At 45.9% G+C, this 12,781-nt stretch carries 12 protein-coding genes; 2 read left to right on the forward strand and 10 right to left on the reverse strand.

Annotated features, from left to right (window positions below; all coding sequences use genetic code 11):
- Positions 1 to 48 precede the first annotated feature (48 nt).
- The 6 genes from menC to menB are packed head-to-tail and all read right to left on the reverse strand — an operon-like array spanning position 49 to position 7,389.
- Positions 49 to 1,176 (reverse strand): o-succinylbenzoate synthase, encoded by a 1,128-nt coding sequence (menC, locus tag IGJ17_RS12765; protein WP_429961472.1) that lies wholly within the window; start codon positions 1,174 to 1,176, stop codon positions 49 to 51.
- 15 nt (positions 1,177 to 1,191) lie between these two features.
- Positions 1,192 to 2,031 carry a 2-succinyl-6-hydroxy-2,4-cyclohexadiene-1-carboxylate synthase gene (menH, locus tag IGJ17_RS12770; RefSeq protein WP_429961473.1) on the reverse strand — a complete coding sequence of 280 codons (840 nt, stop codon included), beginning with the start codon at positions 2,029 to 2,031 and terminating at the stop codon, positions 1,192 to 1,194.
- Positions 2,028 to 3,740, reverse strand: a complete 1,713-nt coding sequence (menD, locus tag IGJ17_RS12775; RefSeq protein WP_429961474.1) for a 2-succinyl-5-enolpyruvyl-6-hydroxy-3-cyclohexene-1-carboxylic-acid synthase — start codon at positions 3,738 to 3,740, stop codon at positions 2,028 to 2,030. Before menD ends, menH begins: the two co-directional genes overlap by 4 nt.
- Positions 3,733 to 5,097, reverse strand: a complete 1,365-nt coding sequence (locus IGJ17_RS12780) for an isochorismate synthase (RefSeq protein WP_429961475.1) — start codon at positions 5,095 to 5,097, stop codon at positions 3,733 to 3,735. Before IGJ17_RS12780 ends, menD begins: the two co-directional genes overlap by 8 nt.
- A complete protein-coding gene (gene menE / locus IGJ17_RS12785) occupies positions 5,075 to 6,574 on the reverse strand; it encodes an o-succinylbenzoate--CoA ligase (RefSeq protein ID WP_301388762.1) in 1,500 nt (499 codons plus the stop codon). The genes IGJ17_RS12780 and menE overlap by 23 nt, the downstream gene beginning before the upstream one ends.
- Positions 6,574 to 7,389, reverse strand: coding sequence for a 1,4-dihydroxy-2-naphthoyl-CoA synthase (gene menB, locus IGJ17_RS12790; RefSeq protein WP_005228595.1), 816 nt, complete (start codon positions 7,387 to 7,389; stop codon positions 6,574 to 6,576). Before menB ends, menE begins: the two co-directional genes overlap by 1 nt.
- A gap of 188 nt (positions 7,390 to 7,577) precedes the next feature.
- Between menB and IGJ17_RS12795 the strand changes: the two genes are divergently transcribed.
- Together IGJ17_RS12795 and IGJ17_RS12800 are read left to right on the forward strand one after the other, a co-directional pair.
- Positions 7,578 to 7,946, forward strand: coding sequence for a PaaI family thioesterase (locus tag IGJ17_RS12795; RefSeq protein WP_005234285.1), 369 nt, complete (start codon positions 7,578 to 7,580; stop codon positions 7,944 to 7,946).
- 201 nt (positions 7,947 to 8,147) lie between these two features.
- Positions 8,148 to 9,347: an AI-2E family transporter gene (locus tag IGJ17_RS12800; RefSeq protein WP_301388765.1), complete on the forward strand. Its 1,200-nt coding sequence runs from the start codon at positions 8,148 to 8,150 to the stop codon at positions 9,345 to 9,347.
- A 46-nt stretch (positions 9,348 to 9,393) separates the two neighbouring features.
- Here the strand turns inward: IGJ17_RS12800 and IGJ17_RS12805 are convergent, their stop codons facing one another.
- From IGJ17_RS12805 to IGJ17_RS12820, 4 genes are all read right to left on the reverse strand, one after another.
- Complete coding sequence (locus IGJ17_RS12805; RefSeq protein WP_005234281.1) at positions 9,394 to 10,338, reverse strand: ROK family protein; 945 nt, start codon at positions 10,336 to 10,338, stop codon at positions 9,394 to 9,396.
- Positions 10,335 to 10,973, reverse strand: coding sequence for a GyrI-like domain-containing protein (locus IGJ17_RS12810; protein ID WP_060792813.1), 639 nt, complete (start codon positions 10,971 to 10,973; stop codon positions 10,335 to 10,337). The genes IGJ17_RS12805 and IGJ17_RS12810 overlap by 4 nt, the downstream gene beginning before the upstream one ends.
- A gap of 276 nt (positions 10,974 to 11,249) precedes the next feature.
- Positions 11,250 to 11,930, reverse strand: a complete 681-nt coding sequence (locus IGJ17_RS12815; RefSeq protein WP_005234278.1) for an amino acid ABC transporter permease — start codon at positions 11,928 to 11,930, stop codon at positions 11,250 to 11,252.
- Positions 11,930 to 12,781, reverse strand: a complete 852-nt coding sequence (locus tag IGJ17_RS12820; RefSeq protein ID WP_086297847.1) for a transporter substrate-binding domain-containing protein — start codon at positions 12,779 to 12,781, stop codon at positions 11,930 to 11,932. The genes IGJ17_RS12815 and IGJ17_RS12820 overlap by 1 nt, the downstream gene beginning before the upstream one ends.

Genomic DNA, 12,781 nt, shown 5'->3' on the forward strand with positions numbered 1-12,781 from the left:
TCCCTGCTGGCCGTTTCTTTTGCTTTCGCTGTTTTTCTTTGGCTGATGTTATTCTTTCGCTGACCCTTTTCTTGAGTAGATACGTTCTTTAGGTTGCCCATATTGACTTAGCTTTGTTTCAGCTAACGTGATACCAAAGCCCTCTCCATCAGGTACCAGCAGCTTTCCTTTATGCAAAGTTGCAGGCTGTGTAATGACATCATCATAAAAGTAACGGTCAGAAGCGGAAAGGTCCCCGGGAAAATGGAAAATATCTTGACTCGCAAATTGCAAATTCATGGCTCGTCCTACACCAGACTCAAACATGCCGCCTAACCAAACAAGCAGTCCATGGGTTTGACATCGATCAAGGATTCGCAAAGCTTCGGTGATTCCACCGACACGGGGGATTTTCAGGTTGATCGCACGGCAGCTGTCCAGTGCTGCGACTGTATCGACGTCTTCCGCCGTTCGAATATCTTCATCCAAACATAGAGGCGTCTTCATCTGTCGCTGTAGCTGACTGTGCCCCACCAGATCTCGTACCTTAAGGGGTTGCTCGATCATCACCAAGCCTAAGTCATCAAGTGCCAAAATGCGTTCAGGCTCATTTTGATAGGCCCCGTTCGCATCGGCCATCAAAAGCAATTCTGGAAAGGCTTGTCGAATCGCTCGCAAGGGTGCCACATCTTGCCCCGGCTTGATTTTTAACTTGATTCGTTGATACCCTTGGGCGACATAAGCGGCAACAAGAGCCATTAGTTTTTCGACAGAGTCTTGCATGCCGATACTAACGCCAACAGCGACACTCGGTCGGGTGGCGGTATACAGGTCTTTCACACTTTTATCTATTTGTTTGCCATATAGATCCCAAATTGCTGTTTCTAAAGCCGATTTTGCCATGTAGTTTCCTTGGACCGTTTGAAACAATTGCCAAACTTCTTGCGGATGCTCGATCTCTTGGTCAATCAATAATGGGATCAGTGCTGTTTCAATCACTTGTCGAGCAGAAAAGAGGGTTTCTTCAATGTAATCTGGCTGCTCAAAAGCGACCAATTCACCGATGCCAACCGTTCCATCCTCTGCAGTCACCAAATAAAGATCAAAGGCTTTTTCTGTTAATTGTCCGTAACTTGTCACAAAAGGTTGTTTGAGGGGCAAGCGACAGGCGATGCGTTCAATTTTCTCAATCTTCATTGCGTTCTCTCCTTGTCAATCAGCTGACTGTGGCCTCGATCCTTTTACAAACCATTGATCGATTTCATGACGAACCTGTGTCGGCTGTTCTAAATGGATACAATGTCCAGCATTAGCAACGACTTTGATGGTCATCTCTGGTTGCAGCTGCTTCATTTGGTGGGCGATTTTCCGAAACTTTAAATCTTTTTCCCCCGCTAAATAAAGAATTTCACAAGCTAGCTGCGGAAGTGCCGACCAACAGCTTGGCTGTTTGCCAGTACCACCGTAAACCAAGCTTACTGCCAAGCCAAATTTATTTTGCTGCAAGCGTCCTTGGCGTACAGCAGCCTGCTGCACTAAGGGCAGCTCCTTTTGACTAGCAAACAACGGCAGTTCTTGCCAGTAATCGACAAAATCGACAAAAGGCTCCCTTAGTAAGCGCAATCCTAAGCGGCGATCGTGCCGCTGACGAGCGAGTCGTTCTGCTGGATCAGCCAACCCGGGGGAACCACTCTCAAGCAAAAGATGGGTCACTGCAGCTGGTTCCTTGACTGCCCAGACAAGTGCGATTCGTGCCCCCATCGAGTAGCCATAAAGACCATAGCGTTCAATCCCTAACTTCGCTAAAAGCTGTGCGAGATCCTTCACCAGTAAAGGAAGTTCATAACGCATGGGATGGACATAAATCGATGACCGTCCATGTCCAATCAAGTCGACTGCCAATACATTATAAGAACCTTCCTCTACAAAAAGCGGTCGAAAACTTTCCGAAGAACCCGTGAAGCCATGCAATGCCACAAGGGTTGGTAAGGCTGGTCGGTACGGTTGCAACCACTGATAAAAATAACTGACGCCATTTATCGTGTCCCTCATTGCTGTGCTCCCGCCTCGCTAAACTGCTGTTGCAGTGCTTGCCAAGTATCAACCGGATCTTTTGGCTCACCCTTCACTTCGATTATTTGAAAACGCGGCTGTTGGCTTGTTTCCGTTAAAATCGTTTGAAACTCTAGCAAAGAGGTCGGTGTGTGCCAATCTGCCTCATATAAGGCCGCCACTTTTTGAAACTCAAGGTCTAACGGCGTGCCAAAGAGCGGGACAAAGTCGTTTGGTTCTAAGGTGTTTTGTGACAAAAAGGAAAAGATCCCACCACCGTTATTATTCAGTAAAATGATCGTTACTGGCAATTGATACTGACGCAGTAGTTGTAGGCCGTTCATATCATGGTACAACGCTAAATCACCAATCAACAAGTAGGTAGGCTTTTGACTGGCTGAAGCAATCCCAGCTACGGTCGAGACAAGGCCGTCGATCCCATTGACGCCCCGATTTCCATACACTCGATAAGTGGAGGAAGTTTTGCTGCCGTAGCGATCAAAGAAACGGATCGCATTGCTGTTTGCCAAAAGAATTTGCGCTTCTTCAGGTAGACATTGTTGGAGCATGCGCACAGCGCTGCTCTCATCCCATTGTTTCAACTGCGGACTTGCAGCAATCACCTGATCTGCCCGCGCTTGAAGTGCTTGCCATTGTTGTTGCCACGCCGTATGTTTGACGATCGGCAACTGGGTGATGGCCACCACGAAAGTGCTGATCGCTGCTTCGATCAAATAGTTTGCCCGATGCAACTGGTCTTGCCACTGCCCCGATGGATCAACAAAGAGCCACGTCGTCGTATCCGCTGCTTTGTTCAACCATAACAGGACATTTTTAGTGACTGGTAAGCGACCAAAACGCACGACCACCTCTGGTTGGAAGGCAGAAGTCAATTGCGGGAAAATAAGATCGGCTTGACTGATAAATGTTCCTACTTTGGTACCGGCTGTCGCCAAATTGGTCAATGGATCGCCGACAATCGGCCAGCCTAATTTCTCTGAAAAAGCCAGCAACTGCTGCGCTTCTTCGATCGTAAGGCTTTCTCCAGCAATCAGAATACCTTTTTTATCAAAGTAAGGGGCTAGCTGGGTGATCATCTCTGCTGACAGCTCTTGTTGTGGTGCCAGATAGCTCACGTCTTGCTGAATACTGCATTGGCGACTAAAGTCAGGCAACAGCGGCTCCCGTAATGGAAAGTTGATTTGGACCGGGCCTTTCGGCTGTTTTTGCGCTTCGATCGTGCAAGTTGCAGCTTGCCAAAAACTATAACGCAACAAAGCAGGATCGTTTTCTGGCACGGTCATCTCTACCATCTTTTTGACGTGAGAGGCATACAAATTCTGTTGGTCCATCGCTTGTGGCGCCCCAACGCCCCGCAGTTCTGGTGGACGATCAGCCGTTAAGACGATCAATGGCAAGTTGGTGGCCTCTGCTTCACAAATTGCTGGATAATAATTGGCTGCTGCAGTTCCAGAAGTACACAGTAAGATTGTCGGTTGGAGATCAACTTTGGACATCCCTAAAGCAAAAAAAGCAGCCGAACGTTCATCGACAGCCACCATACAGGTGATCTCAGGATCACGATGCAATAGTAGCGCCAATGGCGTTGAGCGTGAACCGGGACTAATAACCGCTCGCTTCGCACCCGCTGCTTTTAGTCCTTGGATTGCCGCTAATAAATAGTCTGTCATGACTGTCTGGTTATTCATCTCCTAAGATCCCTCTCCTCATCGGTTGAAATTTTAACCGTGTTTCTTGACGTTCGGATTCCGCATCTGAATCGGCAACGATCCCACAGCCTGCATACAGCGTTGCTTGATTGCCGCTAAAGAATCCTGAGCGGATCGCCACAGCAAACTCGCCAATATCTTCTTGAATACCCAACCAACCGATCGGTCCACCGTACATCCCTCTGCTGGCTGGTTCATGGGTACGAATCCATGAGACGGCTGCTTCTTTCGGTTCTCCCCCCAATGCTGGGGTCGGGTGTAGTTTTTGCACGGCGCTCAGAAAATTGACTCCTGCTTTTCTTTGCCCTGCTAAAGGAACAAACAAATGCTGAATGTCACGATTCTTGATGACGGAGCGGGCTTCTGATTGAAAACCGTCAGCTAACAAAGTAGCCAATGCCGTTTCCAAGCGATCGACAACTACTTGATGTTCATGGGTATTTTTTGCGTCCGCTAAGAGGGCTTGTGCCAGTGCCTCATCTTCTTCTTTGGTTTTGCCTCTTGGCGCGGAACCTGCGATACTTACCGTTTCAAATTGATCGACAGTCGCTTTTAGCAAGCGTTCTGGCGTCGCACCAGCAAAAACATGTCCCCCATGTTCGATGGCAAAAAGATAGGTATTCGGCTGCTGTTGCGCCAACCGTTGCAACACCGCAGCACTAATGATCGACTGCTTCGTTTCTATCTTCATTCTCCTGGCCAGAACCACTTTTTTCAACGGTGTTTCAGTCGAGCGAATGGCTGCCACTGTCTCTTCGACCGCTTGCAGCCATTGGGGCACCTCTAGTTCCTCTTGTGCCTGAAAAGCAGGCGTTTCTGCTACAAGACTCTTGTCCGGGTTGGCATTCAACCAGCTTGCGACTTTTTCCTGTAAGGCAGCGACTTTTTGTTGTCGTTGTTCCTCGGAAGAAGCGGCTACTGTATAAACGACGCCACACTGATCATCAGTTTTGCTGACCAGTATTTCTGGCAACGCAAAGAGACCGGCACCTAGCTCAGCCCAATCCTGACTGACTTCTGCCTGTTCATCAAAAGCAAAGCCGCCAACTAACTGCGCCTGAAAAGGTGCCTCTGGTTGATAGTGGGCTTGCTTTAAGAGAGAGCGGACTTCTGAAAAGTCTGCAAGTTTAGGTTGCGAAAAAGTGGCTAACCAACCCAACCCTACCAGACTAGTCGTTTCATCAGGGGTACGCCAGAAATAGCGTTCCCCTTGATATTCTTGTGCCGCTGCATAAAGAGCCAGTAAGTCACACCTTTTTAAAGGCTGATACTCACTCAAATAGGTTTTCCCGGCAGCGATCGCTGCTTCATAATTACTTGATGATTTGCTGTTCAATGTAGTTCACTCTTTCTTCACTCAGCAATAGCCGTTTTAAAAGTTTGCCGCTTGCTGTGCGCGGCATTTCTCGCACGTGATAAAAACGGCGCGGAAATTTATAATGGGCGATCTGCCCTTCTAATGTATTCAACAACGCTTGGAGTCGGACGGACTCATTTAACGTTAAATAAGCCGCGACAGATTGTCCCCACTCCTCGTCTGGTTCCCCCACCACAGCTGCCTCTTTGACCGCTGGATGCTGCAACAAGGCTTGCTCCACTTCTGCGGGATAGATGTTTTCTCCACCAGATATGATCAGTTCGCTTGCACGACTGACTACATACAAAAAGCCCTCTTGATCAAGATACCCTAGATCTCCTGTGGCAAACCAGCCCTCTTGGTCCCACTGCTGTGGACTGCGATCGTTTAAGTAACGGGTCGTGATCGCCGGTCCTTGCAGTTGTATCTCTCCGATCGACTGGGTACTTTCAGCAGTCCGATGATCTGCCATTTTCGCATCAACCGCAATTCGTAGATGGACACCTTGCAGGGGAACCCCTGAGGAGCCGATTTTTTCTGAAGCTTTTTCTGGCGGCAATGCCACCACTTGTGAACAGGTTTCTGTCATCCCATAGGATTGGATCACAGAAAGCTGTTTTTGCTGGCATTTTTCCAATATACTTTTGGCAATGGGCCCGCCGCCTAGCAGTACATAACGCAACGAATCAAAGCCTTGTTGGGGCACCAATGGCAGCAAATCTGTCAACATTTTCGCCACCAAAGAAACGATCGTCCCTTTTCCTGCCTCAAGATCTTTCGCCATTTCTCCAGCATCAAAGCGCTCATACAAACGAACACTCATTCCAAGTCGCAAGGAACGCAAGAGAATTGATAATCCACTGATATGATACAGCGGAACTGCACAAAGCCAACAATCCTCACTAGTGATCGTTAAGTTCTTTTGAGTCGCTTCGGCACTTGCTAGATGATTCCTAAAGGTTTGCGGCACACCCTTAGGATTGCCCGTCGTACCGGATGTATACATAATCGAAGCTACTTGTTCTGCTTGATAGATTGCTTTATTAGGAACAAACGAAGGATCAATAGAACTGGCAAGAGCCTTCGCCTGTTCCATCGCTTGTCCAAAGGTCATGCTGCGAACACCCGAGACCGCAATCTTATCTGCCGTGATCACCCAGTCGCAGTGGGCATCTTGCAATTGGAAGGTGATTTCAGCGGCTGTCAATCGCGTATTCAACAGCTGGACTTCGATCCCCAACTCCCACAACGCAAGGATCGTAAAAACCAATTCAGGGGAGTTATTGCTAAAAAGGGCTACCCGGTTTGGCAGAACAACGAATTGGGCTTGATAATAAGCAGCATAAGCATAAACCTCTTTTTGCAAGGCAGCAAACGACCAGCTTTTTTCATGCCAATAAAAAGCTGGTCGTTCTGGATGAAGTTGTGCTTGCCTTTGCAGCCAACTCCCAGTCATTATGGGAATTTAGGGAATTGGTCGAAGTCTGGTTGACGTTTTTCTTTAAACGCGTCACGACCTTCTTTGGCTTCATCCATCGTGTAATACAATAAGGTCGCATCGCCAGCTAATTGCTGAATGCCAGCTAATCCATCCGTATCGGCATTCATTGATGCTTTGATCATACGTAACGCCAACGGGCTCTTTTGCAGCATCGTTTCGGCCCATTCCATCGTTTCATCTTCTACTCGATCAAGAGGAACGACTGTATTGATCCAGTTCATCGCCAATGCTTCTTCGGCAGTATATTGTTTTGTCATGAACCAAACTTCCTTGGCTTTTTTATGTCCGATCGTCCGTGCAAGATAGCCCGACCCATAGCCACCATCAAAACTACCGACATTTGGTCCTGTTTGACCAAATTTAGCGTTGTCAGCGGCAATCGTTAAATCACAAACCAATTGTAAAACATTTCCGCCGCCGATCGACCAGCCTTTAACCATGGCGATCACCGGTTTTGGCAACGTTCGGATCAAGCGTTGCAGATCCAATACGTTTAAGCGAGGAACCTGATCTTCCCCAACATAGCCACCGTGACCACGGACTTTTTGGTCTCCGCCTGAACAAAAGGCTTTGTCGCCGGCGCCTGTCAAAATAATCACCCCGATGCCTGGTTCATCGCGACTGATTGAAAACGCATCAATCATTTCAAACACCGTTTTTGGTGTAAACGCATTGTGGACTTCTGGGCGGTTGATCGTGATCTTCGCCACTTTTCCATGTTGTTCAAATAAAATTTCATCATATTCCTTTAAGGTTTTCCATTCTCTCATTACTTGTTCCTCCTCAATTCACATAGCTCTATTATACACATATCTAGTCGCTTTTCGTTAGAAATTGCTTTGGTTAAGGGAATTTCTTAAGACTTCTCCCCCTGTTGCCGACTTTCTGAGAACTTCGGCTATTTCTAACAAAACTCGTGCTATAATCATGGTAACTTTCTTAGAAAAAGGAGCAAAAAATGAACTTACTAGAAGCCTTAGAAATCGAAGTAGAAGCAGCAACAGCCGATTTTGTTCGTTTACGGATGCCCATCAAAGAACAGCACAAACAGCCTTTTGGTCTCGTTCACGGTGGCATTAACGGCGTTTTGATCGAGACTGCCTGCAGCATCGGCGCCAATCAAGCTTTGGCTCAAGAAGAAGCCTTCGCCGCCGGCGTTGACCTACAAGTCAACCATCTAGCCGCCGCTCAAGAAGGAACCCTGATCGTAGAAGCTAGTCCTGATCGTATCGGCGCTCGTATCCAAACTTGGCAAGCCACTATTTGGTTAGCTAGCGGGTTAAAAACTGCCGTTGGTCGCTGTACCTTGACGACAGTGCGCAAATAATTCTTTTCGCTCCTGTGTTGTAAACACGGGAGCATTTTTGGCCTGCTTTGAAGAAAGATGCCACCAGTTAACCCTTTATCAAAGATATTCTTTCATTATAAAGATATTGAGAATATGAGCGTAGTTTTTTCAAAAGGTACGTTGTTTTTTTACAGAATAGGGGTCTTTCGTTATAATGTAGCTAAGAAAGCGAGGCTTATTATGAAAAATAACCGATTGATCCACTTTTTAGGCGGCAAAACAAGCTATTATGTCTTAGGACTGATTATCTTGTCGGCAGTTGCTGTCTTTTTGCTAAATCAGATTTCTTTTTTATTTACACCCTTTTCAGCCATACTTACAGCTATTATCCCCCCCTTTTTATTTGGGCTGATCCTTTACTATCTGTTTAACCCGGTGGTCGATAAATTGGAATCGAAAAAAATTCCCCGCAGTGTTTCGATTGCTGGGATCTATCTTTTGATTCTTTTGTTGATCGTCTTTGCTGGTTTCCAGCTTTACCCGATTTTGGAGCAGCAAACCACCGATCTGATCAACAGCTTACCAAGTTTGGTCAGTGACTTTGAGAAAAACGCGACCGCCTTTTTAGAAAATACCCCGTTTCAAGATGAGATGGCACAAATTACAGACACATTGCAAAATATCACCAACAACATCATGAGTTTTATTGGGGACTATTGGGAAACTGGTGCTGCTGGGCTCAGCAGTTTGTTTTCAACGATATCGACCTTGTTCATCGCTTTGTTTACGGGACCGATCATTGCCTTTTTCTTATTGCGCAACCCCAACAAGTTTTATTTTTCGGTTCTCTCGTTAGTGCCACCACGTTTTCGCAAAGACTTTAATGAAATCGTCAAGATCTCTGACATACAAGTCGGTGCCTTTTTGAAAGGACAAATCATTTCTTCCTTGATTTTAGGGGCGATCTATTGGGTCGTTTTCCTATTGATTGGCTTAGAGTATGCCAGTATTCTGGCGATCGCCGCTGGTCTGCTTTGCATCATCCCCTATATTGGTCCTTTTATCGTCTTTTTCCCGGGACTTTTCATTGCCGCACAAGACTCCACCGGGATGTTGGTTAAATTTTTGATTGCTTGGTTTGCTGTACAGTTGCTTCATGGGGATTTAGTCGTGCCCCGTGTGATGGGTGACCGATTGAAAATTCATCCTATTACGATTCTGGTTGTTTTATTAGTGATGGGTGATTTGATGGGGATCGTTGGGGTGATTTTCGGGATCCCAATTTATTGTCTGCTAAAAGTTCTTGTCGTTTACGTGTTCCGCAAATTCAAGCAGCGCTATAACCGCTATTACGGTCAAGAAGGCAAATACTTCCACAGTGCCTTCACTAGCAAAGATTACCTAGGTGACGAAGACAAAGACCCCAAGAAAAAAACCTAAAAAAACTGTCGCGAATCGTTGGTTCGCGACAGTTTTTTGGTCTATTTTATTTCATCTCATGTTCCAAAAAGAAATGATAGAGCGCCCCTAATAAGTTGGCATCGTTTTGAAATTTGCACGCTTGGATCTCCGGCTTCGTCAAAGTCTGCTGCAAAATCGGTAAACTAGCTAGCAGTTGCTGATACTGACGGTCGATTTCTTCCACCACGATCGCTTGGGCACTGATGCCCCCGCCAATCACGAAGCGCTCTAAGTCGATCACGGCTTGAACATTGAGCATGACACACGCGATTTCTCGGCAATACGCTGTAAACAGCGCCCAGACCTGTGGTTGTTTCTGATTGATGGCGTCAAAAACTGCTTCACCATCCGCAAGATCAGCTAAGCCTAGCAGTTGGGCGCTGCGACGAATCATGGCGACCGCTGAACCGCTAAAACCTGCCAATTGCTGCAGGGTCAATCCCTGATTGACTGGTTGCTCAGCGTTTTCTTGAGTGTCACTTCTCTTAGTGGCATTTAGTAGAAAACTTAATTCCCCGGCTTGAAAATGTGCACCTTGGATCAGTTTTCCCTCAACGATTACGCCACCGCCCAAACCAGTACCTAATGTTATGGCAGCTCCGTTTTGAATCCCTTTAAGGTTTCCTAGCCACCATTCAGCTAATGCGGCTGCTTTGCCATCGTTGGTCACAGCAAGCGGCATTTGATACTTTGCCAGCAGCTGTTTTAAGGAGACCCCATCTAAAAAAGGCAATGCCCCGCCAAACGAGATTGTCCCTGTCTCTGGGTTGACTTTTCCCGGGGTACTAACCGCAATGCCCCGAATGCTTCCATGAACGTCCTCAACGATCGTTTCAATCCCCGTCAAAAATTCCGCAAGACTTTTCGGCGTATCCATCCGTCCTCGTGTCAGAATATTCCCCGAACGATCAATGACAGCCGATTTGATTTTCGTGCCACCGATGTCGATGCTTAAATAGTTTTTATTCACTGAATCCCACCTTCTACTTCTACTGCCCATCGCAGGACGGTTTTGGCTTTATCTGGTGAGACTTTTCGCGGATCAGACAAATAGATTTCTCGATGCTGGAACGTGTCCATCGTTGGACGGATCACTAACTGTTCTTGTTTTAACAGCTCCTTCATTTGCGCAAATGTTTCCGCTTCAGTATCAAAAGAGCCTGTATGCATTGCTTGCAGACACAATCCTTCTTCATAGCGCTCAAAGATGAGCTTTTCTAGATTTGGATTGTCTTTCTTCTCTTTGACGGCCAAGAGCTGTTCTTGAAACAGTGTTTCCGTGACTGGTTCTGGTTGGCGAATCATGATTTTGTAGATCAATTCTTCTTTGTTGACGGCACCGTCTGGCTTTTTCAGAGAGGTCCACACACCTTCTAAAGGAAAGACCGTGTATTCAAAGGGTTCATTGCCAAAAGCCCCTTTTTTTAACCCCATCCTGAGTGAATAAGAAATCGTATATAAAGCGGCGATCTCTTCGCTGAATTCAGGTCGATTCGGATTGCCGCTGCCGCTTAAACTGATAAATTGATACGTTGGCACCTCGATCACTGTTGGTTTTTTGGGAAGATAGAGCTCTTTTTCTAGTTTGCGCCATTCATACTTCATAAGGACCCTCCTCGATTTGCTTTTCTTTATTTTACCATGAATCACTTGAGCCGAACGAATGAAATATAGACTGTTTAAGTGAAGGAAAATAACTTGGTCAGCACCATTTTCATACTGAAACTAGTTTGACATTACAGAAATTTCTCTATCTTCCTTGCCTTCGCTCATTGTTTTACTATGGCAATCTCCTTTCTTCTATCTTTTCAAATACAAAAACTGCAGAAATCAATTCAAGAAGAGAGTGATTTCTGCAGTGATCGAGCCTCAGCTCTTTTTTTATTGTCTTACAGCCTCATTAGCAGCAAAGCGTTTTGAAAAATGTTGTTCTAATCGCTTTTGCCCGGCTTCAATCAAAATGCACAACAACCAATAGATGATGGCAACTAGCACGTACATGGACATGTAATCAAAAGTTCGTCCGCCAACGATCTTGGCTTTTTGAAAAATATCAGGAATCGTGATCATTGCTGCCAAGGAGGTTCCTTTCAACAAATCCATTGCCACATTACTCAATGCCGGTACAGATATACGAAAAGCTTGCGGCAAAATAATCAGACGCATCGTTTTCGTAAATGATAACCCTAACGCATAGGCAGCATCAAATTGCCCACGATCCACTCCAGCAATTGATCCTCGGTATATTTCCCCGATAAATGCGCTGCTGGTCAATGTAAAACAGATGATCGCAGCACTAAGCGCCGACAATTGATAGGGCAAGCCAAAATACAGTAGGAACAACAAGACCAACGCTGGGACGCCTCTTAGAAATGAGAGATAGCCCCGCACGAACCCTCTAATGATGGGGTTTTCCAGCATCCCTAAGAAGGTGAGCATGATCCCTAAGAGGTTGCCACCTAGAAAAGAAACGACAGCAATGCCGACCGTATAGGACAAGCCCGACAGCAAATAGGGCAATGAGTCCCACATCAACGGCAAATCAAGGGTTGGAATATACATTAGTCTGTTTCAACCGTTTGGATCGCTTGATCAGATTTTACTGAAATATCGGTTTGAAAATACGTTTCTGCAAGTTCTTTTAAACGGCCGTCTTCTTTCATTTCTGCTAAAACAGCATCCACTTTTTCCTGCAATGCTTTATGATCCTTCACAAATAAGAAGCCCGTTTCATTCGGATTAAAGTAGACATCTTCTAAAATTTTTACAGGGATATCTGGCAAAGCAGCAACCGCCATTTTTTGCAAATAGTAATCATTCAAGATCACATCCGTTCGACCATTCGCAACATCTGTCAAATACTGATCATTCGTTGCGTTGTCGTAAGTCACTAATTCTGCCCCATAAGATTCGGCTAAGCGCATGTAGCTGGTATTCGGTTCACCAGCAGCTTTTTTGCCATCCAAATCTTCTAAAGAAGCAATCCCTGAGTCATCACTTTTACGCACGATCATACTATCGAACGAGTATTTGATAGGCGTTGAGAGACTGAATTTTTCCGCCCGTTCATCCGTCAAACCAAAATCGTTGGCAGCAAAATCGGCTTCTCCACGTGTTAAAGAAGAAACTTGTCCATCGACATTGTACTCTTTAAATGTGATCTCTACGCCTAATCGTTTGGCGACTTCTTTTGCCACATCGACATCATAGCCCACTAATTCATTTTTATCGTTATAGTAAGACGATGGATACAAGGTTCCCGAAGTAGCAACAACCAATGTTTTGGCTTCTTCCACCTTGCTTAGACTTGAGTCTTCTTCCGTTGGTTTGCTGCAGGCACTTAACAGGACCCCCGTAAATAAACCTAAAAAGCCAACCATTGCAACGATTTTCCCTTTTCTAACTTGTTTCAT

Origin of the sequence: Enterococcus sp. DIV1096b (genome assembly GCF_050498765.1) — a bacterium.
GTDB classification, from domain to species: Bacteria; Bacillota; Bacilli; order Lactobacillales; family Enterococcaceae; genus Enterococcus_D; species Enterococcus_D entomosocium.

Excerpts from the sequence above, each read along its gene's own strand:
- menC (WP_429961472.1), bottom strand. The coding sequence starts at position 1,176 with ATGAAGATTGAGAAAATTGAACGCATCGCCTGTCGCTTGCCCCTCAAA.
- menH (WP_429961473.1), bottom strand. The coding sequence starts at position 2,031 with ATGAGGGACACGATAAATGGCGTCAGTTATTTTTATCAGTGGTTGCAA.
- menD (WP_429961474.1), bottom strand. The coding sequence starts at position 3,740 with ATGAATAACCAGACAGTCATGACAGACTATTTATTAGCGGCAATCCAA.
- menE (WP_301388762.1), bottom strand. The coding sequence starts at position 6,574 with ATGACTGGGAGTTGGCTGCAAAGGCAAGCACAACTTCATCCAGAACGA.
- menB (WP_005228595.1), bottom strand. The coding sequence starts at position 7,389 with ATGAGAGAATGGAAAACCTTAAAGGAATATGATGAAATTTTATTTGAA.
- IGJ17_RS12795 (WP_005234285.1), top strand. The coding sequence starts at position 7,578 with ATGAACTTACTAGAAGCCTTAGAAATCGAAGTAGAAGCAGCAACAGCC.
- IGJ17_RS12800 (WP_301388765.1), top strand. The coding sequence starts at position 8,148 with ATGAAAAATAACCGATTGATCCACTTTTTAGGCGGCAAAACAAGCTAT.
- IGJ17_RS12810 (WP_060792813.1), bottom strand. The coding sequence starts at position 10,973 with ATGAAGTATGAATGGCGCAAACTAGAAAAAGAGCTCTATCTTCCCAAA.
- IGJ17_RS12815 (WP_005234278.1), bottom strand. The coding sequence starts at position 11,930 with ATGTATATTCCAACCCTTGATTTGCCGTTGATGTGGGACTCATTGCCC.
- IGJ17_RS12820 (WP_086297847.1), bottom strand. The coding sequence starts at position 12,781 with ATGAAACAAGTTAGAAAAGGGAAAATCGTTGCAATGGTTGGCTTTTTA.